Here is a 24,677-nt window from a genome sequence, read left to right as displayed (position 1 = left end):
CGGCGTTGACATTTCACTCTGGAAAAGTCGTGACAAACTCTCGATCTTCCCCTAACATCTGGGATGTTAACGCTAACTTCGGGCACTCGGACGCGACGCAGCAGCCCTGCCGTTCCGGAGACCGACCGATTACGACAAGGGAGTTCGTATGAAGTACCGTCGTGCAGCAGCCGCGCTGCTGTGTGCCACCCTGGCCCTCGGGCTCGGGGCCTGTTCAGGAGGCTCCAAGGACAAGAGCGCGCAGGCGAGCAAGATGTACACCTGGGTGTCCAACGAATCCGACCGCGCCCAGTGGGACACCTTCGTCAAGGGCGTCCAGGAAACCGATTCCAACTTCAAGCTCGACATCGAGGGCCCCAGCTTCCAGGACTACTGGACCAAGATCAAGACCCGCATGTCGTCGGCTGACGCGCCCTGCATCGTCACCACGCAGGCCGCCCGCGCCCAGGAGCTCGGTGAACTCCTCACCCCGCTCGACGATCTCGCCAAGGAAGCCGGCCTCGACCTGACCCGGTACAACCAGGCCATGATGCAGGGCATGACGGTCGACGGGAAGGTCCGCGCCATCCCCTACGACGCCGAACCGATGGTGCTGTTCTACAACAAGACCATGTTTGCCCAGGCCGGGTTGAAGGAACCGGGCGTTGACTACACCTACGAGCAGTTCCTCTCCGACGCTAAGGCGCTGACCAAGGATGGTGTGCAGGGCTTCGCCGTCGCCCCTGACATCAGCTACCCCTACCTGCCGTTCGCCTTCGCCAACGGCAACGTGCCCGTCAAGGACGGCAAGCTGAACATCACCGACCCGGGCTTCGTCGCCGACATCCAGCAGACCTTCGACCTGGTCGGCAAGGAGAACGTCGCCGCCGCCCCTAACCCCGCCGACACCACCGACGTGCCCATGCAGGGCTTCCAGGCCAAGAAGGTGGCCATGGTGATCGAGGGCCCGTGGTTCTACTCGACGATCCGCCAGGGCATGGAGAACGGGGTCGGGGTGGCCGTCGTCCCCTCAAAGAGCGGCAAACCCGTCGGCATGATCCAGGGCTCCGGTTTCGGCATCTCCGCGAAATGTCCCGACAAGAAGGCCGCCTTCCAGAACATCATGAAGATGACCACCCCCGAGGTCGTGGCCTACGTCGGAAAGAACCGCGGCACAGTCCCCTCCATCGACTCCGCGCTGTCGGGTTGGGCCGAGGGCAAGCCCGCCCAGGACGCCGAGGTCATGAAGACGCTCCTCGCGGACGGGCAGCCGCTGGTGACCACTTCCACCTGGAACCAGGTGGTGACCCAGTTCACCCAGTACTCCCCGGAGGGTGCCCGCGGCACCCGCACCGCCGAGGACATCCTGGGAACCATCGAAAAGTCGGTGAACTGACCCCATGACGACGACGGCCACGCCGTCGCCCCGAAGCACGGTGAGGAAGGCCCGCAAACCCGGCGTCAACCAGCGGTTGCTGGCCTTCTTCCACCTCGCTCCGGGCATGAGCGGCTTCCTGATCTTCATTGTGGTACCGCTGATCGCCTCCATCGCGATCAGCCTCCACAACTGGCCCCTCTACGGGGACCCCGAGTTCGTCGGTGTGGAAAACTACGCGCGGTTGCTCTCCGGTGAGGACCCGGCGTTCTACACGGTCCTGGGCAACACCCTGGTGTTCGCGATCGGCTACACAGCCGTGAACCTCGTGGTCTCGACGGGCATCGCGGTCTGGTTGCATTCGCTGCCCGACTGGGCGCCGTTCTTCCGGGTGCTGTTTTTCATCCCCGTCGTCACCCCCATGGTGGCCAATGCCCTTATCTGGCGGGTCATGCTCGACGACCAGGGCGTGATCAACGGGATGCTGGCGGCCATCGGCATCACGGGACCCTCCTGGCTGGGGCACCCGACCTGGGCGATGGTCTCGCTGATCATGATGTCGCTGTGGCAGGCGGTCGGCTACAACATCGTCGTGCTAGCCGCGGGTCTGAACAACATCAACCCCGCGATCATGGAGGCCTCCAAGATCGACGGCACCACCGCGTGGAGCCGGTTCTGGCGGGTCACCTTCCCGATGCTCTCGCCGTCGCTGTTCTTCGCCTCCGTGATGACGGTGATCGGGGCCTTCAAGGTGTTCACCCAGCCGTTCATGCTCACCAGGGGCGGGCCGGGCGAATCCACCAACACCCTGGTGCTGTACCTGTACCGCAGCGCCTTCTCCTACGACAAACTCGGCCTGGCGTCCTCGCTGGCGTGGGTGCTGTTCGTGCTGGTGATGCTGGTCACGGCGCTGCAGTTCGTCGGCCAGAAGAGGTGGGTGAACTATGACTCCTGATAAGAACCGCCCCCGCCGCTGGGGGAAGATCGTCTCGAAGACGCTGCTGGTGGTCGTGGCCGTTGGGTTCGTCTCGCCCTTCGTGTGGATGCTTTTCTCCGCACTGAAACCGAGCAACCAGGTGCTGTCCACCGGGGCCGCCCTGCTCGGCGACGCGGTGCGCTGGGACAACTTCGCGGAGGCCTTCAGCTCCATCCCGTTCGGACAGATCCTGGTCAACACCTTCGCCTACGCGCTCGTCGGGACCCTCATCACCGTGGTGGTCTCCGTGCTGAACGCCTACGCCTTCGCGCGCCTGGAGTTTCCCGGACGCTCTGCCCTGTTCTCGGTGTTCATCGCCACCCTGGTGCTGCCCATCGAGGTGCTCGTCATTCCCCTGTTCCTGGGGGCCGACGCCTTCGGGCTCGTCGACTCCTACCCGGCGATCGTCCTGCCCTTCGCCTTTGGGGCCTTCGGCACCTTCATGCTGCGGCAGTTCTTGCTGTCGCTTCCCGGCGACTACGAGGAGGCAGCCCGGATCGACGGCGCGGGCCAGGTGAAGATCCTGTTCCACGTGATCATCCCGCTGCTGCGCGGCCCCATCGCGGTGGTGGCGGCGTTCGCCTTCATCGACTACTGGAACGCCTTCCTGTGGCCGCTGATCATCATCAACAGCACGGACAAGGCCCCGCTGCAGCTCGGCCTGTCCATGTTCACCGGTGAACGCGGCACGGACTGGGGGCCGCTGATGGCGGCGTCCACGATCGCGGTGCTGGCCAGCCTCGTGATCGTGGTGGCGATGCAGAAACAGCTGGCGAAGGGACTCAACATAGGAGGATTCGGTGGTCGCTGACCTGGAGGAACAATTCGAACGCGACGCCGAGCGCTGGAAGGCGTTGGCGCGTCCCACCCCGGAGTGGTTCCGGCGCGCCAAGCTCGGTTTCTTCATCCACTGGGGGCCGTACTCGGTGCCCGCGTGGGGGGAGCCCGTCGCGGAGCTCGGCGAGATCCCGCCGACGCAGTGGTTCCGTCACAACCCCTACGCCGAGTGGTATCACAACACCATCCGGCTGGACGGCAGCCCCGCGCAGCGGCACCACGCGGAGGTGCACGGCGGCTGTGACTACGACGACTTCCTCGACGCCTGGCGGGCCGAGAGGTTCGACGCCGACGCGGCCGTCGCCGAACTGGTGGCGGCCGGGGGGTCGTACGTGATGGTCACCACGAAACACCACGACGGCGTGTGCCTGTGGGATGCGCCCGGCACCGGGGACCGCAACACCGTGCGTCGCGGACCGAGGCGTGACCTCGTGGGGGAGTGGGCCGACGCCGCGCGGCGCGCCGGGATGCGGTTCGGCGCCTACTACTCGGGTGGCCTGGACTGGCACGCCGCGCCGACGGTTCCGATCGGGCTGCGCGACGACTGGGACCTGACCGAACGACCCCTCGACCAGGGCTACGCCTCCTACGCAGCCGGGCACGTGCGGGACCTCATCGCCCGCTACAACCCCGACGTGCTGTGGAACGACATCAACTGGCCGGACGCCGGCAAGGACTTCGGGCCCGATGGGATCGGCACCGTGTTCGAGGAGTACTACGCCGCCAACCCGGAGGGCCTCGTCAACGACCGCTGGCAGGTGCCCCACCAGGACTACGCCACCAGCGAGTACCAGCACCTCCAGCAGTGCGAGAACGCGGCGGTGTGGGAGCACTGCCGCGGGGTGGGGCTGTCCTTCGGGTACAACTCCGTCGAGGGCCCCGAACACGCCATGACCCCGCTGGAGCTGATGAAACACCTCGTCGACATCGTGTGGCGGGGCGGCCGGATGCTGCTGGGGGTGGGTCCGAAGGCCGACGGGACGCTACCCGGATGGCAGTCGGAGATCCTCCGTGGCATCGGGCGCTGGATGCGGGTCGCGGGTAGGTGGCTGCCCGACCTCGTCGCCGACGGCGAACTGGAGGTCGAGGGCGCCTGGACGCGGCTGGGTCGCGTCGGGGATTCCCGCCTGCTGTTCATCGACGCCGATGTCCCCGTCGCCATCGCGGCAGGGAGACTGCTGACCCCGGAGTGGGCTTCCCTGGAGGACGGGACCCTGACCGGCGCCGAGGACCGCCCGGGCCCGGCGGTCGTGGAACTGACCTGAGCGTCGGGGCGTGCTCAGCCGCTGAAATGACGAGCGATCTCGGGTATTCGCCGATCCAGCCAGTCGCGGTGCCGGGGAAGCGGTGCCAGCAGCTGCGAGGTCTGGGCCCACGCCCCTTCCAGATTCCTCGCCACCCGGGTGACCGCATCCATGGTCTCCCCGACCGGTGCGCCGACTCTGCGGGCGAGCAGCTCGAAGGACTCCGGGGAAACCTCCTCGAAACGCCGGGACCGGCCGAGCTTGAGGCCGAGATCCTCCGGGTCGTTCAGGTAGGGGGCCGTCGAAACCAGGTCGTAGGCGGGGGAAATGACCGGGCGACGGGGATCGCGGTAGATCAGTGAGATGTTCTTCAGGTGCATGTCGCCATTGCCGATGGCGAAACTGAAGAACAGCCTGCGAACGAATTCGAGATATGACTTCTTGTCCCACCTGCGGTGAATCAGGGCGGCGGCGGTCTCGAACGAGCCGCGGTACTTGTCTTCCGGGTAGAAGTTCCGGACCTGGGCCAGGTCCTCGATGTGTATGCGCCGGTTGCCGTCGCGATCGAAGCGCCGCACAGCGTAGGCCCATTCCTGTCCTTCCGGCCACGCTGCGTCGGGCAACTTCGGAAGGTCGTCGCGGTGCCACAACCGGATCTCGGGAACATCGATTCCGCAGAGCCCGGCCAGCGTCATCATCGCGAACTCGTTGGCGGGCACTTCCGGGTACACCGCGTCGGGCATCTTGACTATCCAGTCCCCATCCCGATTGCCGGCGGGCAGGGTCAGGCGGTCACCCTCCTGGAGCAGCGAGAACTTGAGTGCCACCCCGGCTAGGCTGAAGTGCAGGAGACCATCACCCGGGGAAGGCGGCGGTGGAGGGAGCGTTTCCTCCGGGCGCCACAAGGGATCGGCCTGCCCATCGACCGGTGTGATGACCACCGCTCCTGGAAGCCCGTTGCCGAGGCGCACCAGCAGGCGCATCTCGCGCTGTTCGTTGACGTCGGCGTCCCGCGCCACCCACTGCCTGAGCCTGCCCTCCGGCAGGAGGTTGGAGAACCAGGGCGGCAACCGCAGCGCGGAGGCCACGCGTCTGCTGGGCTGATCCTCGAAGAACAATCCCAGGACGGGCCTGTCCGGGTCATCCCAGTAACCCTGCTGCCATTCCAGCCAGGTGTGGTCACCCCGAGCGTAGAGGTGGGCGACGGTGTGTCCGGTTAGCTGAACCTGGAAACCCTCGATCACCACAGGGCGTCCTGGGGGTCGGGGTCCTCCTCGGGTTCAGAATCCAAGTCCAGTGATGCGAGGGGCGGGGAGTCATCGATGTCCCAAGATGCATGCGACCTCAAGAAATCGTCGATGTGGCGTTGCAGCATTTCTTGGCGATCGCGGACCGTTTGCTGGGGGTCGGATGAATTCCTGAAGAAATGTGAATCGCGTACTTGGTCCTCTGAAGTCGGGATCTCGCGTACTGCCTCCAAAGGTATTCCTGGTGCTATGACACGATTCCCCAAAGAGTTGCGCAACTCCTCGGGGAGAGCGGTTCGCGGGAACACTTCCGGACACGCCGGCCTAGGGCTTGAACTTTGCTCGATCTCCAGGGCCAGGTCCTCGTCTGTGAAGGGCGAGCCCGTGTCTGGTGACAGTGGACCTTTGGCCCACAGTGCGCACAACATGATGTGTCCGGAGGCGCGGTTCGATCCGAAGGTCGCTGCCTTCGGAGAATATCTCGGTTTGTCGGTCACGGTTTTCAAGAGCCGCTGAACCGACTCGCTCTCTTCTTCGGGAAGAATGCAAGAAGTCAGGGAACGCACAATTCCAGTGGTTCCTCCGCTGCCCAAGGTCGGGCCGGTCATGGTGGTTCTCCAATACCAGCGTTTCAAGAGTTCGAGATTGCGCTGGCTGGGGGCGGGAAAATGTGTGAAGAAACGAGTTGCCACCACAAGAAGAAAGCGATAGGCCAAGAAGGTGAAATGAGGAACCCCTGTTTTATTTCTCAGAAAATCAATTGCGCTCTCCAAGGCTTGCAGGGCCCTTTGGTGTGCTTCCTCATTGTTTTCATCCGGGAACTCGGCCTTTCGCTTTCGCTCATCGCTGAACTCGAGGTGAATATCCCGGTACACGTCAGGTCCCCGGGTGGCCAGGAAGGCGTGCAGAATGGTATCCAGATCGATGTTTCCCCAGCGTAGGCGTTCGCGGATCTCCTCCTGAATGGTTTCGAAGGTTGTGGCCTTCATCGCGTTCTCCTCGGGCGCGAAGAGCCCGCGGAAGGTTTCGGCCCGGGTGAGGCGTTTACCCGCGTTGTTCATGCGGTCGTAGATCTCGCGCAGCACCCTGTCGTCCTGGGAACGCACCTCGTAGGCGGGGACGTGGAACTCCCGCAGTCGCTGCGTAGCGGAATTGATCTCGTCAATCTGATCCAGGTACTGGGGACGGTCCCGGGTCCAGGTCAATAGCTTTCCCAGATCAAACAGCACCGGCAGTGGGATGACGTGGGCGTCCGACTCGTTCCCGGTACGCGCTCGTACCTTGAACGGTCGGGTTCTGAGGTCGTAGACGAGTGCGAACTCGCCATCCAGGCCATGCACTGGGTCGAACACGTTCAGGAAAGTGGTGAGCCGCTGCTGCCCGTCCACCACGTACAGGGCATCGCTCTGCTCAGGGGCGTTGATCTCCACGTTTCCGAGCCTGATCGTCTCCGCCGGCGCTGGGCGTCGCCACAGCAGGAGGCTGCCGATAGGGAAGCCGCGCAGCACGCTGTCGATGAGCGCCACCGCATCCGGTGTTCCCCACCGCAGACCACGTTGGAAGTGCGGTATCCGCACCTTCCCCTCGCGTATCAGGGAGACGAGCTGTGCCAGCGGGAACGTCCGGGCGCTGGGTTCGGCGAGCAGATCGGGGTGCGGGTCCGTGGCCGAGGTCATGTTCTTCCCTTCGTGAGGTGTCCTCACGATTCTGGCACGTCCCACCTCCTCGGATGCTGCCTGCTGGATTGACAGCCAAGGCACAGCGTCGGCTGGGCCGCGACTCAGGGCCAACAGGCTTCATGGAATCCCCAGACAGGAGCAGGAGGATTCATGAAAAGGATTTCTCGTCGCGGTGTGTTCGCGGCGATGGGACTGGGTGCGGTCGGGGCGGTGATCCTGACCGGGTGCGGCTCGTCCGGGGGGACGTCATCGGGCGCCTCCAGCGGGAAGGTCGCCGACGGTTACCTCGACCCGGACTCGCTCCATTCCGTGGAGATCACCGTCGACCAGAACGCCTATCAGGAAATGATCACCGCCTACACCTCGAACCAGACCAAGAACTGGATCGAGGCGACGGTCACCGTCGACGGGGTCGCGCACGAGAAGGCCGGCCTGAAACTGAAGGGGAACTCGTCCTTGCAGGGGATCTCCGCCGACAGTGAACCGCAGAAACTCCCGTGGCTCGTGCGATTCGACAAGTTCGTCGACGGCGCGAACCACGACGGCATGACCCGCATGGTGATCCGCGCCAGCTCGTCGACCTCCGCCCTGAACGAGGCGGTGGCCCTCGACCTGCTCGCCAAAACCGGGCTGGCCAGCGAGAAGGCCGCCCACATCAGCCTCAGTGTCAACGGCTCCGACCCGGTGCTGCGGCTGACCTGCCAGGACCTCGACGAATCCTGGGTGGGGCAGAACTTCGACGTCGCGGGGCTGCTGTACAAGGCGGAATCCACCGGCGACTACAGCTACCGCGGCACCGACGAGTCGGCGTACAAGGATGTCTTCGACCAGGAAACCGGGGAGGCGAACCTCACCCCGCTGATCGAGTTCCTGCAGTTCATCAACGAATCCAGCGACGCCGATTTCCAGTCGGGGCTGGCGCAGCGGGTCGACGTCGACAAACTGGTCACCTACCTGGCCTTCGAGGACGTCATCGACAACTTCGACGACATCACCGGCCCCGGCAACAACTCCTTCCTGTGGTGGGCGGAGCAGGCCAACCAGATGACCGTGGTCGCCTGGGACCACAACTGCGCCTTCGGCCTCAAACCGGGGGCCGGGCAGCAGGGGCAGGGCGGTGGTGGGCAGCCTCCTGGTGGGGGTGGCCAGGATCAGGGACAGCCTCCGAGCGGCGGCCAGCAGCCCGGGGGCGGTCAGCCACCGGGTGACGGGGGTGCGCCGTCGAACGGCCAGGCGCCAACCGGACAGCCGCCGGGTGGTGCCGGGGGCCAGCAGCCTCCGGCGGCGGGGCAGAACCCCGGCGGTGGCGGGAGTCAGACGAAGGCGAACGCCCTGGTGGACCGGTTCAATTCGCTCATGGACGGCGAGACCAGGGTGTCGGCGGAACGCGACCGTCTCAAGCAGGAGCTCTACACCTCCGGGGTGGCCCAGACCGTTCTCGACGCCCGCGCCAAGGTTCTCACCGACCAGGCCGGTTCCCTGATCGAGCAGTCCGCCGTGGAGGCCGACAAGCAAACGATCGCGGCCTACTTCACCACGTAGAAGCCGCCTCCCGCCGACGTCTTCCCGGGGTTCGCCTGCCTTGTGGTCGTGTGCTTGCGCTGTAGCGCTGGCGTTTGCCTGTAGGACAGGCGTTTCCGCTGGTAAGACAGGCGTTCGACGGGAAGGCCAGCGAACCGCGGGGGCGACGGGAGATGACGGTCCAGGCGTGCGACACTTGGACTTCAACTCGTGCCCTACCGGGGTGGAGCCATCCGACGTGAAGGGAGGCGACCGTGCCCACGGGAACCGTGATCCGGGAGATGCGGGAGGCGGAGTATCCGCTGCTCGAGGACTTCCTGTACGAGGCGATCTTCATCCCCGAGGACTTCGACGGCGAGATTCCGCGTTCGATCATCCGTGAACCCGAGCTCGCCGCGTTCATCGAGGGTTTCGGTACCCGCCCCGATGATCACTGCCTGGTGGCGGAGGTCGACGGGACGGTGGTCGGGGCGGCGTGGGCGCGCATCGCCAGGACGTACGGCCACATCGACGACACCACCCCGCTGCTGTCGATCTCGCTGCTGCCCGAACATCGCGGCCGGGGAATCGGTACGGCCCTGATGGATCGGCTGCTCGACCACCTGCGAACCCTCGGCCATCGACGGGTGTCCCTGTCCGTGCAGAAGGCGAATCCCGCGCTGCGCCTGTACCGGCGTGCCGGTTTCACCGACCACCACGAGCAGGGCGACGAACTCGTCATGACCAGGGACCTGACCGGCTGAGGATGCACGCCGTCGTGCTCGTGCGACGGTTTCGCTGGCATCGACGCGGGCTGCCTTGAAGACGGAAAATCGCCAGACAAGCCCTCAAGGAAGTCCTAATTTGGGAAAAATATTCCGAGAATGGCTCAAATCTGTGATCTGCTGGTAGTGTGGCAGTCATGCTGCTCGACTTCACCGTCTCCAACTACAGGTGCTTCGCGGAGTCGGCCCAGCTGTCCTTCGTGCGGCCGAGCCTGCGCACCCAGACACCGAAGGCGCCGCAGACCTGGGAGGACGTCACCTACCGTGTGGCGGCACTCTACGGGGCGAACGCATCGGGCAAGTCGACCCTCTTGACAGCCCTGGCCCATCTGGGTGCCGCCGTGGCTGAACCGGGAACGCCCCTCTATCAGCCTCACGCCGCGGTTGCTCCGGAACGGCCCACCGTGTACGAGACCAACTTCGTGACCGATGGCGTGCGTTACCACTACGTTGTCGAGGCCGCCCCCTGGGGTGTGCGCTCGGAATCCCTCGCCGCCTACCCCAAGGGCGTTCGGCGCCTTCTGTTCGTCCGGGAGCAACGCGGCCCTGACGCCGAGACGGATGTGCGGGTGGGTGCATCGGTCAAGGGCCCCACCGCCGAGGTGAGGCGCATACTCACACCCGGCGATCTCATGCTCGCGGTTGCCGCGCGCTATCGCCACACCACTCTTCAACCCATAGCCAGAGGTCTGCGAAGAGGCGCGGCTCTTTTCCCCATTCGCCGGGAGAACGACAACGAACAACAGCGGCTGCAGTGGGTCATGTCACGGATGGTGGAGGCGCCGGCCAGATGGAAAGAAATCATTGATGCGCTCGCGGCCGTCGCCGATCTGGGCATTGCCGGAGTCGAGGTCCAGGAACAACAGGTTCCCCCGAACGTGCTGGCGCGAATCCGCGCCATGCTTTCCGCGGCGGTGGACGAACCGGGAGAAATTCCCGGAGATGCCGTCGATCCGATCGTGAGATCACTCGTGTTCACTCACGTCGGCATCGATGGCGAGAAATTCGAGCTCGGCCTCGGCGCCCAGAGCGATGGCACGATCACGTGGCTCGCCGCCGCGGCCCCCGCCGTCGACGTCCTGGCGCGGGACGCGCTTCTCATCATCGACGAACTCGACGCCAGCCTGCATCCAGTTCTGGCGGCAGCCCTGGTGACCATGTTCAAGGACCCCGACATCAACCGGACCGGAGCCCAGATCCTCTTCTCCACCCATGACACATCACTCATGGGAAACCATCCAGAACGCTGCCTGGAATCCGGCGAGATCTGGTTCACGGAAAAAGGACAAGACGGCGCCAGCGAGCTCTACTCGCTCGCAGATTTCGATTCGCGTCCCGGAAACAACGAACAAAAACGCTATCTGGCTGGTCGCTTTGGCGCTCTGCCCACTATTGACCTGTCGAAACTGTTCGATCTGCCGGGAGCCCTCACGACATCCACCGGCGTTGCGGAATGACCCGGATGGGTGGGAAACCTCGGCGCCGAGCCGCGCCCCGTGTGACCCGGACGACGATCCTGCTCATAACCAACGGGGAGAAGACCGAGAAGAGCTATCTGGAGGGAATCCGCCGCATCGTGCCTCGCGACGCCAACCTCTCCATAACGGTCAAAGGCGAAAACGGCAAGGAACCAGAGACCATCGTCAGGAATCTCACGAGGAGCCAAGGAGGACTGGATGAATACGACGAGGTCTGGATCGTCGTCGACCACGACGGGAAGGATCGGCGGGGTTTCCTCGACGCCTGCCGGAAGGTGCGTGGGACGCGGATGTTCGGCATCGTCTCCACGCCGTGTTTCGAGGTGTGGTTGAACGCGCACTACGAAAGGGTGCGGAAATACCGGGACCAAGAGGACGCCAAGAGGCATTACGTGCGACTGACCGGACTCACCGGGGCGGCGGCCAAGAACCTTCCGAAGGACTTTCCTTACGACGCGGCCCCGGATGCGGCGCGACGGTGCTGCCTGACGGGTGCGACCATCCCCGGGGCGAATGAGCAGGGGCCGAGTCCGTCGACCGCGGTTCCGCGTCTCCTCGAACGGCTCGGACTGCTCATGGGCGATCCCGGGGTATGACCGGAAGGCCGGGCTGTAGCCTGACGGTCGGAGGACGAACCGAGGGAGAGGCGACGATGAGCAGCACCCGGGACATCGAACGTTTCCGGGCCCGCATGGCCACCAGGGAGCCGGTGCGGGCCGGCGACGAGATCTTCGCGTTGATCCACGCATTTGCTCAGGACGCCCTGCGGTTGTGCGCGGAGATCAACGGGAGCTACCACGAACCCGCCGAGCTGCGCAGGCTGTTCTCCCGGCTGATCGGGGCCGACGTGCCCGACGACTTCACGCTGTTCCCACCCTTCACCGCCGACTGCGGCAAGAACATCCACGTCGGCAGGGGAGTGTTCATCAACTCGGGATGCCGGTTCCAGGACCAGGGAGGAATCCGCATCGGCGACGGCAGCCTGATCGGCCACAACGTCGTCATCGCCACCCTCAACCACGACCTCTCCCCGCAGCGGCGAGCCGACCTCCACCCCGCCCCCGTGACCCTGGGGGAGAAGGTGTGGATCGGATCGAACGCCACCATCCTGGCGGGTGTGACCATCGGCGACGCGGCGGTGGTGGCCGCGGGGGCCGTGGTCACGCGCGACGTGCCGCCCCGCACCGTCGTCGGCGGCGTCCCCGCCAAGGTCATCCGGACCATCGACACCTGAGAACGTGCCGCGGGAAACCGCTCGGACTTGGGCTGTTGTCCGGACCGCACAAAGGGGTGAGGATGGTCCCCATGGATCTCTTCTCCCCCTGTGACCTCGGCCCCTACCGGCTGCGCAACCGGCTCGTCATGGCGCCCATGACCCGGCTCCGCTGCGGCCGGGACGGCGTTCCCGGCGACATGGTCGCCGAGTACTACGCGCAACGCGCATCGATGGGGCTGATCGTGACGGAGGGGGCGTTCCCCGACCTGGCGGCGCGCACCTGGGTGGGGCAGCCCGGCATCGAGACAGCCGGGCAGGCTGCGGGGTGGCGGAAGGTTGCCGACGCGGTGCACGCGCGCGGCGGCACCGTCGTCATGCAGATCATGCACGCCGGGCGGCTCAGCCACCCGACGATCAACGGAACCGGGCGGGTGGTCTCGGCCAGTGCGACGACGGCACCCGGGTACACGCACAATGCCTCGGGGCGCGTCGACTACGTCCCGGCCGAACCCCTCACGGGACCCGAGATCGAACGGATCATCGAGTCCTGGGCCCGGGCGGCACGCAACGCCGTCGACGCCGGGTGCGACGGCGTCCAGATCCACGGCGCCAACGGCTACCTGATCCACCAGTTCCTCGCCTTCAACACCAACATGCGCGACGACGAATGGGGCGGCGACCCGCACCGGCGGGCGCGCCTGGCCGCCGAGGTGACGCGGGCCGTCGCCGCCGAGATCGGCGGGGAGCGCACCTCCATCCGGTTGTCGCCGGAACACAATATCCAGGGCATCGAGGAAACCGCCCCCGCCGACGTCGAGGCCACCTACCAGCACCTCGCCCGGGAAATCGCCCCGCTGGGCCTGGGTTTCGTCGACATCCTCCACATCGATCCCTCCTGCGAGCTGGTGCAGGGGATACGTCGCACCATCGGCGCCCCGCTGGTGGTGAACCGGGGCTTCGGGACCGTGACGGACCGGGACGGCGCGGCCACCCTCGTCGCCGATGGGGTGGCCGAGGCCGTGGGAGTCGGCAGGCCCGTGCTGGCCAACCCGGACCTGGTGGAGCGCTGGCGCACCGGAGCCCCGGAGAACGTCCCGGTCCAGGAGACGATCTACGGCGGCGGGGCCAGCGGATACACCGACTACCCGGTACTCCAGGGCTGAGATTCCACTCTGACGTTGGTGGAGCCGGAGCCGGCGTGCGCACCGTGCTCTGACCGTCATGTCCGGCGCCGTGGTGCGCTTGCGCAACCAGCTAGAAGGTTCTAGAGTAGGAGTTACTAGAACCTTCTAGAACATGGCTGTTCGGAGGAGACATGACAGGAAACCCATATCGCACCGCACTGCTGGGGACCGGCCGGATCGGTTCCCACCACGCCCGGACCATCCACCGTGAGGTCCACGGCCTAGATCTCGTGCTGCTCGCCGACCCCGTGGCCGGCATCGCCCGGACGCTGGCCGACGAACTCGGGGTGGAGCGGGCCGGGACCGATCCGGTGGCCGCCGCCACCGACGAAGATGTCGACGCCGTGGTCATCACCACCCCGGCGCGCACCCACGTCGACCTGGCCGCCGCGGCGATCGAGGCGGGCAAACACGTGTTCGTCGAGAAACCCATGGCCCTCACCGTCGCCGACAACGACCTGCTGACGGCGGCGGCCGAGACCGCGGGGGTCGTCCTGCAGGTGGGGTTCAATCGCCGCTACGACCCGGGTTTCGCGGCCGCCCACACGGCCATCGCCGCGGGCCGCATCGGGCAGGTCCAGCAGCTGCGCTCCCTCACCCGCGACCCCGGTCCCTTCACCGCCGACCCCACGAAGGTCCCCCGGTGGACCATCTTCTACGAGACCCTGATCCACGACTTCGACCTGCTGAACTTCTTCAACCCCGGGGCGAGGGCCACCTCCGTCTTCGCCCGCGCGGACGCGCTGGTGGTCCCCGAGCACCGCGACACCGGTTTCCTGGACACGGCCTCGACATCCATCCGCTACGACAACGGCTCCATGGCGGTGGCCGAGGCCAGCTTCTCGGCCCTCTACGGATATGACGTGCGCGGTGAGGCGTTCGGCAGCGCGGGAATGGTCACCGCCGGGGACGTCCGCCTGACCTCCATGACCGCCTTCCTGGCGGACGGCGTCTCCGCCGGCACCGGCCGCGCCGACACCGAGCTCATGCACTCCTCCTACCGGGACGAGTTCCATGCCTTCGCCCGCGCCATCGCCGACCCCGCCGAACCCGTCCCGACGGGGGAGGACAACCGCCGCGCGCTGGAGATCGCCCTGGCCTGCATCAGGTCCGTCGAGGAGAACCGTCCCGTCGAGATCTCGGAGGTGGACCGATGAGCATCCGGCTGGCCGTCAGCGCCGAGACCGTCCACGTCGGCCTGCCCTTCCTGGAGCGGGTGCGCCGGATCGCGGACCGCGGTCTCCAGGTGGAGATCTGGGACTGGAGCAACCACCTGGACGACCTCGACGAGCTGGCCGCCATGGACGCCGAGGTGGTGTCCATGACCGGCTACCTGCGTGGCAACCTCACCGACGACGACGCCATCCCGGAGCTGCTGGCGACGGCGGAGGAGTCGCTGCGGGTGGCGGAGAGGCTCCGCTGCCCCCGCCTGAACCTCCACGGCACCGGGCTGGACGGCCGGGGGCTGCCCGTGCGGCCCGTCGACACCGTCACGGGCGCCATGTGGGCGAGGGCCACCCTCACCCTCCAGCGGCTCGCCGCGCTGGGTGAACGCGAGGGCCGGGTCTTCACGCTGGAGAACCTCAACCTGGCCGTGGACCACCCCGGCACTCCGTTCGCGCGGGCGGAGGACACCCTGGCGCTGGTGTCCGCCGTCGACTCCCCCGGGCTGCGCATGAACCTCGACCTGTACCACGCCCAGATCGGGGAGGGAAACCTGATCGAGCTCTGCCGCAGGGCGCTGCCCTGGGTGGGGGAGATCCAGGTGGCCGACGTGCCCGGCCGGTGCGAACCCGGCACCGGGGAGATCAACTACCCGGCCGTCGCGGCCGCCCTGCGGGAGATGGGCTACGACGGCACCGTCGCCCTGGAGGCCTTCGCCAAGGACGACCCGGACGCGGCCATCGACGCCTTCGTCCGGGCCTTCACCCCGGAGGCCGAGTGAAACGACGGCCCCGGGCCGTCCCCGGCCGGGCGTTCGCCCTCCCTGCGACAACGCCCGGCCCACCCAACCGATCACCGCGACCACGCCGGTCCGTGTGAAGTCTGTGGAGGAGTCATGAGTGACGATTGCATCGTCGAGATGCGTGACATCAAGGTGCAGTTCCCCGGTGTTCTCGCCCTGAAGGGCGTCAACTTCGACCTGAGACCGGGTGAGGTGCACGCGCTGATGGGGGAGAACGGGGCCGGGAAGTCCACCCTCATGAAGGTGCTGGCCGGCGTCTACACCAACTACGAGGGCACCATCACCTACAAGGGGGAGCGGGTGGTCTCCCGCAGCATCCAGGAGCAGCGGGAACGCGGGGTGAGCATCATCTTCCAGGAGATGGAGCTGCTGCCGAACCTGACGGTGGCCGAGAACATCTTCCTGGGTCGGCAGCCCACGAACCGGGCGGGAAGCATCGACTGGGCCGCCATGAACCGGCGGGCGCGCGAGCTCCTGGACAGCGTCAACACCCTCATTTCGGAACGCGAACTCGTCTCGTCGCTGAGCGTCGGGCAGATGCAGATGGTGGAGATCGCCAAGGCGCTGTCCTTCTCGGCCGATGTGATCATCATGGACGAACCGACGGCGGCGCTCACCGGCAAGGAGGTGGATGCGCTGTTCGACAACATCCGGGACCTCAGGGCCAGGGGCGTGGCCATCTGCTACATCTCCCACCGTCTCGAGGAGATCAAACGGATCGCCGACCGGGTGACGGTCTTCCGCGACGGCGCCAACGTCGGTACCCGGCCCACCGCCGAGCTCTCCATCGACGAGATGGTGACCATGATGGTGGGCCGCGAGATGGACGACTACTACCCGAGGGTGGAGACCGCCGCGGGGGAGGTGCTCCTGGAGCTGCGCGACATCCGGCGCGGGGAGGTGCTCAAGGGCGTCTCCTTCGCCGCGCGCGCCGGGGAGATAACCGGGCTCTACGGGCTGATGGGGGCGGGCCGCACCGAGCTGATGCGGGTGGCCTTCGGGGCCGACCGCTGCGACTCCGGCGAGATCCTGGTGGCGGGCGAACCGGTGCGCATCCGCAACCCGATGGACGCGAAACGCAAGGGAATCGCACTGCTGACGGAGGACCGCAAACAGCAGGGGCTCATCCTGGACTTCGACATCAACGCCAACATCACCCTCGCGAACTTCGCCAGCGCCATGGGCAGGTTCGGGTTCGACTTCCGCAAGGAGAACGAACACAACCGGGAGCTGGCGGAGTCGGTCCGGGTGAAGACCCCGTCGCTGAAGCAGCTCGCCCGGAATCTGTCCGGCGGCAACCAGCAGAAGGTCGTGCTCGCGAAGTGGCTCAACACCGACTCCGAGGTGTTCATCTTCGACGAACCGACCCGCGGGATCGACGTCGGGGCGAAGGTCGAGATCTACAGGATCATGAACCGGCTCAAGCAGGACGGGAAGGCCGTGGTGGTCGTCTCGTCGGAGCTGACCGAGTGCATGGGGATCAGCGACCGCATCTACGTCATGCACGAGGGGAACATGACGGCACTGATAGAGGGCGACGAGATGCGCGACCTCAGCGAAGAGGTCGTCGTCGCCTACGCCACCGGGGCGCGTACCGGAAGGACGACGGGCGAGGAGGCCTGATGAACACCAAGGAAACCGCGGCGAAACTGCCCCGGATCAACAGCACCAATCTCACCTCGGCGGCGGTGCTGATCGCACTCGCCGTCCTGCTCTCGGCGATCTCCCCGGCATTCCGGGACCCGCAGAACCTGATCAACATCCTCCAGCAGGTCACCGTCAACGCCATCCTGGCGCTCGGGATGACGATGGTGATCTTCACCGGCGGCATCGACCTGTCCGTCGGCTCCGTCGTCGCCTTCAGCGGCATCGTGATGGGCATCCTGGTGGTCGACATGGGGGTCAATCCGTGGCTGGCGGCGCTCCTCGGCATCGCGCTCGGGTCGGTGTGCGGCACGATCAACGGCCTGCTGATCTCCCGTTTCAAGCTGCAACCCATGATCGCGACCCTCGGCATGATGAGCATCGCGCGCGGCGCGGCCCTGACCCTGGCCGGGGGCCGCACCATCAGCGGCTACCCGCCCGGTTTCACCTGGCTGGGCAACGGCACCATCCCCGGCACCACCATCCCGGTGCAGATCGTGTTCATGCTGCTGCTCTACGTGGTCGCCTACTACTTCATGAAATACCGCCGCTTCGGGCGGGCCCTGTACTCCGTCGGCGGGAACGAGGAGGCCACCCGGCTCTCCGGCATCAACGTGTTCAAGTACAAGACCCTGGCCTACACCGTCTCCGGTGCCCTCGCGGGCATCGCCTCGGTGGTGCTGGTGGCGAAGCTGAACTCGGCGCAGTCCATCGCCGGGCAGGACTACGAACTCGACGCCATCGCGTCGGCCGTCATCGGTGGGGCCAGCCTGCTGGGCGGCAAGGGATCGATCTGGGGCACCCTGATGGGCGCCCTGATCATCGGCGTCATCCGCAACGGGCTGAACCTGCTGAACGTCTCGTCCTACCTGCAGAAGCTCATCATCGGTTTCATCATCCTGATCGCCGTCCTGGTGGACGCCTTCCGCAACCGCGAACGTTCCTGACGGCCCCGTCCCACGAACCGGAAGAGGAGAAGAAAGATGAGAAAATTCGTGACCTTCCTCCTGGCGGTCGCGGTGCTCGCCGCCGTGGGTTGCGCGGGCAGTTCCAGGTCCGAGGACGGTGTGACCAGGATCGCCTACATCGTCAAGGCCATGACCGACGAGTTCTGGATCAACATGAAGAAGGGCGCCGAGGAGTACGCGGCGGCCAACGGCATCGAGCTGAGCTTCCAGTCGCCCGAGAAGGAGACCGACGTGGAACGGCAGATCCAGATGGTGGAGAACGCGCTCGTGTCGAAGGCGGACGCCATCATCCTGTCCGCCGCCGACTCGCAGGCCCTCATACCGGCCATCGTCAGGGCCAACGAGGCGGGGGTTCCCGTGATCCTCGTCAACGACACCATCGAGCCGGAGGCCCTGGAAACCTACGGCGGCCACGTCGCCACCTACGTCGGGATCGACCAGTACGCGGCGGCCAAACTGGCCGGTGAGGACGCGGTCGCCAGGCATCCCGAGGGCGGCAACGTCGTGCTGCTGGAGGGAATCGCGGGCGTGAGCGCCCTGCAGCAACGGCTCGACGGGTTCAAGGACCAGGTGGCGGCGGACCCGAAGTTCAGGATCGTTGCCTCCCAGACCGCCAACAACGACCGCCACCAGGCGTTCAACGTGATGCAGAACATCCTGCAGTCGAACCCGGACGTGGACGTCGTGTGGGCGATCAACGCGGAGATGGGACAGGGGGCCGTCCAGGCGATCCAGCAGAGCGGCATCACCCGCAGGATCGCGGTCTACGACTTCGACGCGTCCAGCGACGACATCGCCGCCATCAGGGCGGGTACCCTCGTCGGTTCCGTCGCCCAGTACCCGAAGCTCCAGGCCGAGGGGGCCATCAACGCGGCCCTCGAAGCGATGGCGGGCAAGAACCTTCCGACGCACACCGTCACCAGGGCGGAACTGATCACCGCCGGAAACGTCGATACTCTGGACTAGCAACTCGTCGAGAGGCCCCGCGGGGTCTCCACAGAACCAGCGCCGGTGGCCGGGGACCCTCCCGGCCACCGGCGCGTCGGGGGAGGGAACCGATGGCAGCGAAACGCCCCACACTGGTCGACCTGGCGGAGGCCAGCGGGTTCTCCGTCGCGCTGGTGTCGATCGTGATGCGCGACGCCCCGGGGGCGTCGGCGGAGACCCGGCAGCGGGTGAAGGAGGTGGCGAACCGGATCGGGTACCAGCCGAACTGGCTGGCGCGGGGGCTGCGGCGCAGCAACTCGGGCCTGCTGGGGGTGAGTTTCGCGATCTCGCACCCGTTCCACGCCGACCTGGTGCGGCACCTGTACCAGGCCTCCTTCGGCAAGGACATCGACCTGGTGCTGAGCGCGCACCTGCCGGGGCGCTCGGAGGAACGGGCGGCGGCGACGCTGCTGGACAAGCGCTGCGAGGCGGTGATCCTGCTGGGACCGACGATGCCCGCGCAGGAGGTCGCCGCCCTGGCCAGGGACGTCCCGGTGGTGGCGGTGGCGCGCCGCCTGGAGGGGGTCTCCGGCGTCGACGTGGTGCGTTCCGACGACCACGCGGGCGAGGCGATGGCCGTCGATCACCTGGTCTCGCTGGGGCATCGGCGGATCGCGCACGTCGACGGCGGCACGCAGGCGGGGGCCCCGGAACGGCGCGCCGGGTACCGCGAGGCCATGACCGGGCACGGGCTGGAATCCGGCATCCGGGTGGTGGCCGGGGGCATCGAGGAGTCGGACGGTTACGCCGCCACGATGGCGCTGTTCGACTCGGGACCGGCCCCGACCGGCATCCTGGCGTTCAACGACGAGTGCGCGGCGGGGGTGCTGTCGGCGGCGGCGGTGCTGGGGCGCCGCGTCCCGGAGGACCTGTCGGTGGTGGGCTACGACGACTCCCGCCGGGCGGTGACGACGCGGGTGCCCCTGACCTCCCTGGCGCAGACCTACGAGGCGTTGGCGACGGCCACCGTCGACCGGGCGATAACCCAGGCCGGGGAGCGGTCGGAGGCGCTGGAGATCGTCACCCAGCCGGAACTGGTGATCCGCGAGTCGACGGGCCGGGCGATGGATTCCCCCGAGGACCGATGATCCGGCCCCTCAGCGGTGGCGCATGAAGGTGTTGAACAGCCGGGTGGCGAGGTCGGTTCCCTCCAGGTCCCGCAGGAGATCGGCGTGCGGGAAGTCGATGTCCTTGGGCTGGCCCCGATAGTGGGTGATGGTGTCCTCCGAGTCGAAGTAGGAGCGTTCGCGGATGATTCCCTCGTAGAGGAACGACAACCAGTCCTGCTGGATCGTGGTGATGCCGAAGTTGTTCTCGCTGTTGATCGGCACGTTCATCCTGTCGAGGTTGTCGAAGAACATCGCGACCTCCGCGCCGTGGAAGGCGCCGCGCAACCCACGGTAGAGCTGCGGGATGTACTCGAAGCGGTACCCGTAGATGTCGGTGAAACGCGAGAACCGGTCCATCAGGTTGAGGGCGGGGCCGTGGAACATCACCAGCTCCATCATCTTGATCTGGAGGTCGGCGACGTCGTCCGCCTCCGGACGCAGGGCCTCCGCGATCTCTCCCGCCCGGGGGCCGAACATTTTCTCGACGGCGGCCGGGAACTTGGATTTGCTGGTCGCGATTCCCAAGCGTTTGTACAGCATGGGAATTTCGAGCATGGACAGTTCGTCGGACGTCGTTCCGATGATGACGGGGATGCGTGGGAAATATCCCTCCTCCAGTGACTCGAGGGGATCTCCCAGAAAGAACGATTTCTCCAGGGTTGTGGAGAGAAAAGTGTGTGGTGCCTTGAGCTTGAGAATCTTCTCCGGGGGTAAGGAGGCCAGTTCGGAATAGCCGGCGAGGCGATTGGTGGAGAGGAACTCCTGAAATGCCTCGCGTTCCTTCTCCGGGACCAGGGGAAGGGGGGTGACGCATTGTCCACTGCACAGGATCAGGCGATGGAAGAGGTCCCGGTTGTAGGGGTTGAGGATCTGGTGCAGGGCGTAGAAGGCTCCGCCGCAGTGCCCCATCAGGGTGATGTTGTCCGGGTCGCCGCCGAGTTCCGAGATGTGGGTTCGGATCCAGCGCAGGGCCATCTGCTGGTCGAGGAGGGCGCGGTCGCAGCTGATTCGGTCCCCGTCGACCACGTGGAGGTGGCCGAACAGCCCGATCCGGTAGGTGATCGTGACCACGACGATGTCCTGCTCGGCGAGGTGGGCGCCGTCGTAGACGGGGGTCGTGCCGGATCCGCAGTCACCGCCGTGGAGGAAGACGAGCACCGGTTTCTGGCTCTCCAGTTCGGAGGTCCAGACGTTGACGCGCAGGGAGTCCTCGCCCTGGACATCCTCCCGGGGCTGCCATTCCCGTCGGAGCTGGAAATTCTTCAGGAAATGGTTCATGAACGTGGATGGCATGCGCTGGGGGAAGCAGTGTCCTTTTCCTGAATTGACGACCTGCCCCTTGACGGGGGAGATGGGTTCGGGATCCTGGAATCGCTCCGCCCGTGCATAGGGAATTCCCAGGAAGCGTTGGATGGGTTTCCCGCTTCTGGACACCCCGACCCCCTCCGAGGTCACCCTGCCGAACGTCGTCTCGAATATCATTGTGCCCTCCGGGGCGTTGTGTTGTTGCTCGTGGTCTTTTTCAGGCGGCTGCCAGGCCCAGCCAGCCGTTCAGGCGGAATTCCCTGGTTCTGTTCACGTATTTCCGGGCCTCCTCGCGGGAGAGGTCGTGTTCGACCGCTCTGCGCAACGCATCGACGCCCGAGGCCGCGACGGTGCGGAGGAAGAGCTCGTCCGCGGGGGATTTGTCGAATCCGGGGAGGAGGCGATACGTCGCCTCCTCGACGGCGATCAACCGCTCGGGATAGTCCTCGTACTTCGTGCCTGCCGCGTGCCGGAAAACCAACCGGAACGCGTCGATGTGGTCGTAGACGAACGCGAGAACGGTGTCGGTGTCGTCGGTCGAGCGGCGGTGGGATTCGAGGGTGCTGGTTCCCGCTGCATCGTGGAGGCTGACCCACAGCTCGAACAGCTGTTCGGTGGGTTCGTGCACGAGCGCGTCGAAGAGCAGCTCCTTGCTGGGGAAGTGGTGGTAGATCGCACCCGTGGTGGCTTTCGCGACCTGCGCGATGCGCCGCATGCTGGCCTCCTGGAAACCGTGGGCCCGGAACTCCTCCGAGGCGGCCTGCAGGATGCGTTGTCTCGTCAGTTCCGAGCTGCGACTCACGACCCCTCCACGCGCTGATGACGACATGTTCAGTAACGACGTTATCTCCTGTGGGTCGCGGGGTCAATCGGCGGGGGATGTCCGGGCCCGGTGTTCCTCACGCAACCGGACCAGCTCCTTCTGGTCGTTCTCGGAGAGCTGCTTGAACCAGCCCATGAGATGACGGTCGTTGCGGGGAACCCCCGCCTTGGCGGCTCTCCGGTACCAGGCGGGCAGCAGGAAACGCGGGAACCAGATGAGCGTGCCCAGCAGCGCGAGGGCCGCGGTGGGAAGGAAAACCAGGCCGATCAGCCCCTTCACCCACGAGGGAAACGAGTTCCCGACACCGGCGATGCCCAGGCAGAGCAGGCAGATCCCCGTGAACGGCAGGGAAAGGGCACCGGAGGCCCGGCCGGTGTAGGTCGTGACGAAATCCGGGATCCTCGCGTTCCGGATGCGCACCCCTCCCCAGACCGCCAGGAGACCGAGGAATCCCAGGAGGAGACCCGTGACCTCGGGGGAAGCGGCGCCGTGCCGTGCGGAATCAAGCAGGATCATGAGCCGGAACCCTCCCGGGTGAGTCGCGTCGAGGCCTCCAGGAGAAGCTTCCAGAAGGGGCGTCGTGGGTTGCTGGTCACGGTGATCTCGTTCGTTTCCGTCCGGTTCCGCAGGATCGCCGCCCCGCGGTGCGGGGTCATCACCCAGGTGAGCGCCGGCTCCCCGTCCGGGCCGAGCAGGGACATGGGAACCCAGCGCTGCGCGGAGAATGCGACGGCGTCCCCCCGGGTCGCGGCGCCGGGCGGGATGTCGGCGAGCAGCTTTGCCAGCAGTTCGTGTCGCGTCACGGTGTAGCGGAAACGCATGTCCCAGGCGGGATGGAAACCGATCAGCTCCAGCAGGACCCGGGGAATCCGCTCCGTGGGGCAGAAACCGAGGGCGCTTCTGTCGGAATTGGTGCGTGGGCAGATGAAGGACAGGACGGCCAGGGCGCTCGGGCCGTCGATCCAGAAGGTCAGCAGCCTCGGTGGGGAGCTCTTCACCTGCAAAGCCATGTGCCGCCCGTGTCGCAGGTGCCGGGCCACCCGTGCCCCCAGCTCCGTGGCCACGCCGTTCCATTCCACCAACCCCGCTCGCGCCAGCTTCCAGCCGGTGTAGGACAGCATTGCGTTCTTCGCGGAGCGGTCGGGCGACGCCAGGTCGTCGAAGGCCCTGAAGGCCTTCTCCGGGAGTTCGACGACCTTGGTGGAGAGGCAGGGGATGGCCGGTGCGGCATCGACGGGTTCGGTCCGCCAAGGGGAATGGGGCATGGCAGGCCGGAGTTCGGGTGGTTCGAGGATCGCCAGGTTTTCCCGGGGCGCGTCGTCGCGCCGCTCCGCCCATTCGTCGCAGAGGAGCGCATCGGCGGTCAGCACCTCGCGGGGAAGCCCACGTTCTTTGCGTGGCAGGGGCCGGAGGCTGCCCAGGATCGTCTCGTGGACACCGCCGCGACGCCAGGTGTGCCAGGGCACGGTCACGGTCAGCTCCGCCAGCGCCTTCCCGGCCACCAGCAGGTCGCGGATCATCAACAAGCCGGGCGATTCGGCGTCACCCCCGGCAACGTCCGGCGCGGAGAACGCCCACAACCGGCGGCGCTCGCGGATGTCCGCGTTGGCCCTCCGGTCGGGAATCGCCTCCACGTGGAGGACGGTTCGCTCCCGGGAGATCCCCCGGAGATTCGCCCACGACGCCCGCGCCAAGGAAGATCGGACGGGGCGTTTCACCCGCCATTCCCGCTGCACGACGTTCGGGGTGAAACCCGCGAACGACTCATCCGAGACGGCGGTTACCAGCCCGTCGTTCATCTCTACCCTCCAGGTGGCGGGTACGTCGAAGGCGAAGCAGGTGCCGCTCAGGGTGGGATTCACGACGTCCCGGGTCCTGAGGTTTTGTTCAGTGTGGCCTCGTGCTCCCGTCGAAGCAGGACCAGCTGTTTCTGGGTTTCCTTGGGGAGTGCCTTGAATTTTCCCATGAGATGGGGGTCGTGTCGCGGGACCCTGGCTTTCAGGGCCCGCCGGTACCAGGCTGGGGTGAGGAACCTGGGGAACCTGATCAAGAAACTCGAGAGCCAGACTAGTATGCACAGGACTCCTGTTCCCCCAATGAAACCCACGAGCAGGGGATGGAGGTATTTGAAATAGTCTCCCAAGAACAGGGCGAGCATGCCAAATCCTGCGAAAGGTAGCCCTAGGGCCTTTGATGTTCCTCCTTGATAGTTGACGACGAATTGAGGTGTTGATTCATTTCTTATTGACCTGACTTGGCTCATGTTTGGTGTTTTTGGGGTTGGAGGGGGTGTTGGCTAGGGGTTTTGGTTGGTGTGGTGTGCACTAATCGGGGGTGTTCTAGCCTGTTGGGGTGAGTCCGTATGTGAGGACGGT

General features: G+C 66.2%; 23 protein-coding genes. 16 read left to right on the top strand and 7 right to left on the bottom strand.

The features are described 5' to 3' along the window. Nucleotides 1-148 precede the first annotated feature (148 nt). Genes E0E39_RS14165 through E0E39_RS14150 form a run of 4 tightly spaced genes read left to right on the top strand, consistent with a single transcriptional unit; the run spans nt 149 to nt 4,432 of the window. Entirely contained in the window at nt 149-1,375 is a 1,227-nt protein-coding gene (locus E0E39_RS14165; RefSeq protein WP_130875329.1) for an ABC transporter substrate-binding protein, read from the top strand. 4 nt (nt 1,376-1,379) lie between these two features. Beyond that, nucleotides 1,380-2,309 (top strand): carbohydrate ABC transporter permease, encoded by a 930-nt coding sequence (locus tag E0E39_RS14160; RefSeq protein WP_207302515.1) that lies wholly within the window; start codon nt 1,380-1,382, stop codon nt 2,307-2,309. Next, nucleotides 2,299-3,141, top strand: a complete 843-nt coding sequence (locus tag E0E39_RS14155; protein ID WP_130875328.1) for a carbohydrate ABC transporter permease — start codon at nt 2,299-2,301, stop codon at nt 3,139-3,141. Before E0E39_RS14160 ends, E0E39_RS14155 begins: the two co-directional genes overlap by 11 nt. Then, entirely contained in the window at nt 3,131-4,432 is a 1,302-nt protein-coding gene (locus E0E39_RS14150; RefSeq protein WP_130875327.1) for an alpha-L-fucosidase, read from the top strand. Before E0E39_RS14155 ends, E0E39_RS14150 begins: the two co-directional genes overlap by 11 nt. A 14-nt stretch (nt 4,433-4,446) precedes the next feature. On the opposite strand, the gene E0E39_RS14145 is transcribed toward E0E39_RS14150, so the two are convergent. Further along, a complete protein-coding gene (locus E0E39_RS14145; protein WP_165444821.1) occupies nt 4,447-5,655 on the bottom strand; it encodes a type II toxin-antitoxin system HipA family toxin in 1,209 nt (402 codons plus the stop codon). Next, nucleotides 5,652-7,334 carry a DUF262 domain-containing protein gene (locus E0E39_RS14140; protein ID WP_130875325.1) on the bottom strand — a complete coding sequence of 561 codons (1,683 nt, stop codon included), beginning with the start codon at nt 7,332-7,334 and terminating at the stop codon, nt 5,652-5,654. Before E0E39_RS14140 ends, E0E39_RS14145 begins: the two co-directional genes overlap by 4 nt. 153 nt (nt 7,335-7,487) lie before the next feature. Here E0E39_RS14140 and E0E39_RS14135 point away from each other — a divergent pair, with 153 nt between their 5' ends. The 12 genes from E0E39_RS14135 (at nt 7,488) to E0E39_RS14080 (ending at nt 20,153) form a co-directional block, all read left to right on the top strand. After that, nucleotides 7,488-8,879 (top strand): CotH kinase family protein, encoded by a 1,392-nt coding sequence (locus tag E0E39_RS14135; protein ID WP_130875324.1) that lies wholly within the window; start codon nt 7,488-7,490, stop codon nt 8,877-8,879. A 233-nt stretch (nt 8,880-9,112) separates the two neighbouring features. Then, nucleotides 9,113-9,601, top strand: coding sequence for a GNAT family N-acetyltransferase (locus tag E0E39_RS14130; protein WP_245988346.1), 489 nt, complete (start codon nt 9,113-9,115; stop codon nt 9,599-9,601). 158 nt (nt 9,602-9,759) lie between these two features. Continuing rightward, nucleotides 9,760-11,079: an AAA family ATPase gene (locus E0E39_RS14125; protein ID WP_130875323.1), complete on the top strand. Its 1,320-nt coding sequence runs from the start codon at nt 9,760-9,762 to the stop codon at nt 11,077-11,079. Nucleotides 11,080-11,120: 41 nt separating this feature from the next. After that, complete coding sequence (locus tag E0E39_RS14120; RefSeq protein WP_207302514.1) at nt 11,121-11,696, top strand: RloB family protein; 576 nt, start codon at nt 11,121-11,123, stop codon at nt 11,694-11,696. Between the two features lie 56 nt (nt 11,697-11,752). After that, nucleotides 11,753-12,334, top strand: coding sequence for a DapH/DapD/GlmU-related protein (locus tag E0E39_RS16655; protein ID WP_281275601.1), 582 nt, complete (start codon nt 11,753-11,755; stop codon nt 12,332-12,334). 71 nt (nt 12,335-12,405) lie between these two features. Beyond that, nucleotides 12,406-13,479: an alkene reductase gene (locus tag E0E39_RS14110; protein WP_130875322.1), complete on the top strand. Its 1,074-nt coding sequence runs from the start codon at nt 12,406-12,408 to the stop codon at nt 13,477-13,479. Between the two features lie 152 nt (nt 13,480-13,631). Beyond that, on the top strand, nt 13,632-14,657 hold the full coding sequence (locus E0E39_RS14105; RefSeq protein ID WP_130875321.1) for a Gfo/Idh/MocA family oxidoreductase: 1,026 nt from the start codon (nt 13,632-13,634) through the stop codon (nt 14,655-14,657). Continuing rightward, on the top strand, nt 14,654-15,445 hold the full coding sequence (locus E0E39_RS14100) for a TIM barrel protein (protein WP_130875320.1): 792 nt from the start codon (nt 14,654-14,656) through the stop codon (nt 15,443-15,445). The genes E0E39_RS14105 and E0E39_RS14100 overlap by 4 nt, the downstream gene beginning before the upstream one ends. A gap of 114 nt (nt 15,446-15,559) precedes the next feature. After that, nucleotides 15,560-17,089, top strand: coding sequence for a sugar ABC transporter ATP-binding protein (locus tag E0E39_RS14095; RefSeq protein WP_130875319.1), 1,530 nt, complete (start codon nt 15,560-15,562; stop codon nt 17,087-17,089). Next, the gene (locus E0E39_RS14090; RefSeq protein ID WP_130875318.1) at nt 17,089-18,057 is read left to right on the top strand and encodes an ABC transporter permease; all 969 of its coding nucleotides are present in this window, start codon (nt 17,089-17,091) and stop codon (nt 18,055-18,057) included. Before E0E39_RS14095 ends, E0E39_RS14090 begins: the two co-directional genes overlap by 1 nt. A gap of 36 nt (nt 18,058-18,093) precedes the next feature. Then, on the top strand, nt 18,094-19,044 hold the full coding sequence (locus tag E0E39_RS14085; protein WP_130875317.1) for a sugar ABC transporter substrate-binding protein: 951 nt from the start codon (nt 18,094-18,096) through the stop codon (nt 19,042-19,044). A 92-nt stretch (nt 19,045-19,136) separates the two neighbouring features. Beyond that, nucleotides 19,137-20,153 carry a LacI family DNA-binding transcriptional regulator gene (locus E0E39_RS14080; RefSeq protein ID WP_130875316.1) on the top strand — a complete coding sequence of 339 codons (1,017 nt, stop codon included), beginning with the start codon at nt 19,137-19,139 and terminating at the stop codon, nt 20,151-20,153. Between the two features lie 9 nt (nt 20,154-20,162). On the opposite strand, the gene E0E39_RS14075 is transcribed toward E0E39_RS14080, so the two are convergent. From E0E39_RS14075 to E0E39_RS14055, 5 genes are all read right to left on the bottom strand, one after another. Continuing rightward, nucleotides 20,163-21,656 (bottom strand): carboxylesterase family protein, encoded by a 1,494-nt coding sequence (locus tag E0E39_RS14075; protein WP_130875315.1) that lies wholly within the window; start codon nt 21,654-21,656, stop codon nt 20,163-20,165. A gap of 40 nt (nt 21,657-21,696) precedes the next feature. Continuing rightward, nucleotides 21,697-22,281, bottom strand: coding sequence for a TetR/AcrR family transcriptional regulator (locus E0E39_RS14070; protein WP_165444819.1), 585 nt, complete (start codon nt 22,279-22,281; stop codon nt 21,697-21,699). 63 nt (nt 22,282-22,344) lie between these two features. Further along, complete coding sequence (locus tag E0E39_RS14065) at nt 22,345-22,818, bottom strand: hypothetical protein (RefSeq protein ID WP_130875313.1); 474 nt, start codon at nt 22,816-22,818, stop codon at nt 22,345-22,347. Then, entirely contained in the window at nt 22,815-24,164 is a 1,350-nt protein-coding gene (locus tag E0E39_RS14060) for a hypothetical protein (protein WP_130875312.1), read from the bottom strand. Before E0E39_RS14060 ends, E0E39_RS14065 begins: the two co-directional genes overlap by 4 nt. Continuing rightward, nucleotides 24,161-24,460, bottom strand: a complete 300-nt coding sequence (locus E0E39_RS14055; RefSeq protein WP_130875311.1) for a hypothetical protein — start codon at nt 24,458-24,460, stop codon at nt 24,161-24,163. The genes E0E39_RS14060 and E0E39_RS14055 overlap by 4 nt, the downstream gene beginning before the upstream one ends. Nucleotides 24,461-24,677: the final 217 nt, after the last annotated feature.

Origin of the sequence: [Pseudopropionibacterium] massiliense (assembly GCF_900607225.1) — a bacterium.
Taxonomy (GTDB): domain Bacteria; phylum Actinomycetota; class Actinomycetes; order Propionibacteriales; family Propionibacteriaceae; genus Arachnia; species Arachnia massiliensis.
This window is presented reverse-complemented; position numbering and strand designations above follow the sequence as displayed.

Excerpts from the sequence above, each read along its gene's own strand:
- E0E39_RS14165 (WP_130875329.1), top strand. The coding sequence starts at position 149 with ATGAAGTACCGTCGTGCAGCAGCCGCGCTGCTGTGTGCCACCCTGGCC.
- E0E39_RS14160 (WP_207302515.1), top strand. The coding sequence starts at position 1,380 with ATGACGACGACGGCCACGCCGTCGCCCCGAAGCACGGTGAGGAAGGCC.
- E0E39_RS14155 (WP_130875328.1), top strand. The coding sequence starts at position 2,299 with ATGACTCCTGATAAGAACCGCCCCCGCCGCTGGGGGAAGATCGTCTCG.
- E0E39_RS14140 (WP_130875325.1), bottom strand. The coding sequence starts at position 7,334 with ATGACCTCGGCCACGGACCCGCACCCCGATCTGCTCGCCGAACCCAGC.
- E0E39_RS14135 (WP_130875324.1), top strand. The coding sequence starts at position 7,488 with ATGAAAAGGATTTCTCGTCGCGGTGTGTTCGCGGCGATGGGACTGGGT.
- E0E39_RS14125 (WP_130875323.1), top strand. The coding sequence starts at position 9,760 with ATGCTGCTCGACTTCACCGTCTCCAACTACAGGTGCTTCGCGGAGTCG.
- E0E39_RS16655 (WP_281275601.1), top strand. The coding sequence starts at position 11,753 with ATGAGCAGCACCCGGGACATCGAACGTTTCCGGGCCCGCATGGCCACC.
- E0E39_RS14110 (WP_130875322.1), top strand. The coding sequence starts at position 12,406 with ATGGATCTCTTCTCCCCCTGTGACCTCGGCCCCTACCGGCTGCGCAAC.
- E0E39_RS14105 (WP_130875321.1), top strand. The coding sequence starts at position 13,632 with ATGACAGGAAACCCATATCGCACCGCACTGCTGGGGACCGGCCGGATC.
- E0E39_RS14100 (WP_130875320.1), top strand. The coding sequence starts at position 14,654 with ATGAGCATCCGGCTGGCCGTCAGCGCCGAGACCGTCCACGTCGGCCTG.
- E0E39_RS14095 (WP_130875319.1), top strand. The coding sequence starts at position 15,560 with ATGAGTGACGATTGCATCGTCGAGATGCGTGACATCAAGGTGCAGTTC.
- E0E39_RS14090 (WP_130875318.1), top strand. The coding sequence starts at position 17,089 with ATGAACACCAAGGAAACCGCGGCGAAACTGCCCCGGATCAACAGCACC.
- E0E39_RS14085 (WP_130875317.1), top strand. The coding sequence starts at position 18,094 with ATGAGAAAATTCGTGACCTTCCTCCTGGCGGTCGCGGTGCTCGCCGCC.
- E0E39_RS14080 (WP_130875316.1), top strand. The coding sequence starts at position 19,137 with ATGGCAGCGAAACGCCCCACACTGGTCGACCTGGCGGAGGCCAGCGGG.
- E0E39_RS14075 (WP_130875315.1), bottom strand. The coding sequence starts at position 21,656 with ATGATATTCGAGACGACGTTCGGCAGGGTGACCTCGGAGGGGGTCGGG.
- E0E39_RS14065 (WP_130875313.1), bottom strand. The coding sequence starts at position 22,818 with ATGATCCTGCTTGATTCCGCACGGCACGGCGCCGCTTCCCCCGAGGTC.
- E0E39_RS14055 (WP_130875311.1), bottom strand. The coding sequence starts at position 24,460 with ATGCTCGCCCTGTTCTTGGGAGACTATTTCAAATACCTCCATCCCCTG.